The organism is Alteribacillus persepolensis (assembly GCF_900099605.1).
Taxonomy (GTDB): Bacteria; Bacillota; Bacilli; order Bacillales; family Marinococcaceae; genus Alteribacillus; species Alteribacillus persepolensis.
In genome coordinates this window covers 1-3,099 of record NZ_FNDK01000055.1, presented here as the reverse complement: position 1 = coordinate 3,099, position 3,099 = coordinate 1, and the positions used below count along the sequence as shown (strand labels likewise).

Genomic DNA, 3,099 nt, shown 5'->3' with positions numbered 1-3,099 from the left:
TGCTGCACTCTTTCCGTGCTGCAGGATTAGACCGCTATTTTCGTCTGGATGCATCAATCGGCCGTCCGTTCTTTTTATTAGAAAAACAATAACCGTATTGTATGGAAGAACATGTAACCACAATAGTTAAGGTTACGTAATGCTAAATACATCAAATTATATAAAAATAGGGAGGAAAGAATATTATGTCTGTGAAGGTGCAAAATCAGAGTCTGCTGGATCATGTATTGACTGACATTCGCAACCGACGGGATGAATTTGAAACAAAACGGCACGTACCTCGTGATATGGTGGACCAATTAAAACAAATCGGCGTCTATCGAGCTCACGCGCCTCGATGCTTTGGTGGAGATGCACTTTCGCCTTCGGAATTTCTTAAGCTGATCGAGTCCATCTCAGAGGCTGACGGTTCGACTGGTTGGGTGGCAAGCTTTGGATCTGCGGCACTCTATCTAGCGGCCTTGCCGAAAGAAACCCTAAAAAAACTTTATGAAAACGGGCCGGATATAGCTTTTGCGGGAGGTTTGTTTCCAGTTCAGCCCGCAGAGAAGGTCGAGGGCGGCTGGCGTGTGAACGGTCTCTGGAAGTTCGCGAGTGGCTGCATGGGTGCCGATATCCTCGGAGTTGGCATTGGATCTGGAGAAGACGGTAAACCACTTACGGCTGTGCTTAAACCTGAGGACGTGGAAATTGTCGAGAATTGGGAAGTAATCGGAATGCGTGGAACTGGCAGTCATGACCTGCAAGTAAAAGATGCTTTCGTCTCTGATGAATGGACTTTTGTACGCGGTGGTGTCCCTTCGGTTGAAGAACCTATCTATCAGTATCCATCCATCGCTTATGCAGCACAGGTGCTAGCGGTAGTTAATCTTGGCATAGCCCGTGCAGCTCTTGATGAAATTTCCAAGATGGCTGGTGCCAGCTCTATTACTGGGGCGCCGAAAATGGCAGAACGTGCTTATTTGAGAATTTCCCTAGCAAAAGCAGAAGCATCTCTACGGTCGGCACGCGCTTTCTTTTATGAGACAACGGAATCTGCGTGGGAGTCCATTCTAAAAGGTGACGGTGTATCTGCTGACCAAACAAGTAACCTCCGTCTAGCAGCTGCTCAAGCTGCTCGTGAAGGTGCGCAAGTTGTTCAGTCGGCCTACTTGCTTGCTGGCACCAAGGCGATATACGATGGGCATCCGCTGCAGCGCTATCTGCGCGATGCAATGGTCGTGACTCAGCACGCATTTCTTAATGAAAGCATGTATGACGGAGCTGGATCAGTGTTCCTGGGCGTACCTCCGATGCGTGGGTACATCTAATGCTTTTTCGTGCTTCGTTGTGTTGGGCTTAAGGATCTGGCTGTCGGAATTAGTCGTGATACGCCGGGTGTGTGGATGGGGTGTTCCTTTAGGAGGTGTTTTCCCGTCCGCATAACCTCCAACCTCTCAGGTTACATTGTGAAGAAGGAAACGCTGTGGAGGCAGAAGACGCCTAGTGTCTCTTTTATCAGGAGGTTTTTCAATACGACCAAAACTGATGTAGATAGAGGCATGAGCATGCATATCAGTTTCATCCTTTCTTTTTATGAGCTGAAAGAATGTATAACGAAGTTAATATAGGGAGTTCATTACATATCGGTAATGTTTCATATAAAGAAATTATATAGTTTCTTTTAGTTTATGAAAGGAAGTGGATATTAAAGATAATACAGAAAACCTTTGTAAAAAGACTGGTTATTAGATTTTGTTTTTATTACAAAATATATACTTGTTTCTCATTAAGAAACTTTTTATTGTTTGATTTTTTAAAATATAATATAATTTATTGGTACATGAGTGAGTATGCCTATGCTTTCATCTAGTGGTGTAAAAGCTGGTATTAATGGCAGATGATTATTTAGGTGATTGAACACAGTTGAAACAAACAGTAATGAATCTTTAGATGTGAATATTTTTAATATTTAAACTTGCTGGTTATCGTATCAAGTCATTTGATATAACTATTAGTTATTATTTTATTGAGTTCGTAATTAAAGGAGGGATCGTTATATTGTAACTAGCCGAGTAAAGGGTATGTTTTATGATAAACAGATAGGGCCGTTTCTATTTCTCGGAAAAAGTGGAGCAGATAGTGCTATCAGAAATAATGTAAACGTTTTTTTACAAGCTGTTCAAGAGAGAGGCAGCTAAAACAGCTGTATCTAGTTCTAATGAGTTAAACAGGTACCAGCGTATCTAAAATTAAGCAGTAAGGGGGGAGACGGTATGAATACAAAGAGCAGGAAGGTAGCAATTGTTACCGGGGCAGCCCAAGGACTTGGACTTGCCATTGCTGACAAATTATTAACTGATGATATGAACGTAGTTTTTATTGACAACAATGACGCTCAATTGAATGAATTGAGAAAATCGAAAATATTAAAAGATGTTACAGAAGATCGCTTTATGCTGCTTAACATCGATGTTTCTGATGTCGAAGCGATTCAACAAGGCGTAGAGAAAACGATGGGTGCCTGGGGCAGAATAGACGTACTAGTCAATAATGCCGGAGTCCGTAAAGAAACCGCTCTAGAGGATGTAACGGCGGATGAATGGAATGCAATTTTATCTATTAATCTTGGCGGTACTTTCTTCTTTTCTCAAGCCGTCTTAGAAATCATGAAAAAGCAAAAACAAGGCCGTATTATTAATATGTCTTCATTTGGAGGACAGGCGGGTCCGCTTACTTCAGGCGCTCATTACTGTGCGTCGAAAGCGGGTCAACTAGCTTTGACGAAAGTGTTTGCGCGTTCTCTTTCTGACTATGGTATAACCGTTAACGCGGTATCTCCAGCTGCAATCGAGACACCGGAAATGGAGAAGATGGATCCGGACAAATTAGAGAATATGAAAACAGGCATTCCGGTCAAACGGTTTGGAAAAGCAGAGGAAGTAGCAGATATGGTGTCTTACTTAGCTTCTGACAGTGCAAGTTATGTTACTGGAGCTACTCTAGACATAAATGGCGGATTATTAATGAGATAATAAGGAGATGAGATGCAATGGGAGAAATAAAGCATGATACACCACAAGTACCAAGTCCACTACGAGTTTTCATGACCTTTGAGTC

2 protein-coding genes and 1 pseudogene are annotated in these 3,099 nt (G+C 42.3%); all 3 read left to right on the top strand.

Annotated elements, in window-relative coordinates; all coding sequences use genetic code 11:
* Positions 1-185 precede the first annotated feature (185 nt).
* Positions 186-473 (top strand): annotated as a pseudogene (locus tag BLT18_RS18720) (acyl-CoA dehydrogenase family protein); the annotation flags it as partial.
* A gap of 96 nt (positions 474-569) precedes the next feature.
* Positions 570-1,310 (top strand): acyl-CoA dehydrogenase family protein, encoded by a 741-nt coding sequence (locus BLT18_RS17785; RefSeq protein ID WP_245705319.1) that lies wholly within the window; start codon positions 570-572, stop codon positions 1,308-1,310.
* Between the two features lie 945 nt (positions 1,311-2,255).
* A complete protein-coding gene (locus BLT18_RS17780) occupies positions 2,256-3,014 on the top strand; it encodes an SDR family NAD(P)-dependent oxidoreductase (protein ID WP_091277096.1) in 759 nt (252 codons plus the stop codon).
* Positions 3,015-3,099 lie beyond the last annotated feature (85 nt).

Excerpts from the sequence above, each read along its gene's own strand:
- BLT18_RS17780 (WP_091277096.1), top strand. The coding sequence starts at position 2,256 with ATGAATACAAAGAGCAGGAAGGTAGCAATTGTTACCGGGGCAGCCCAA.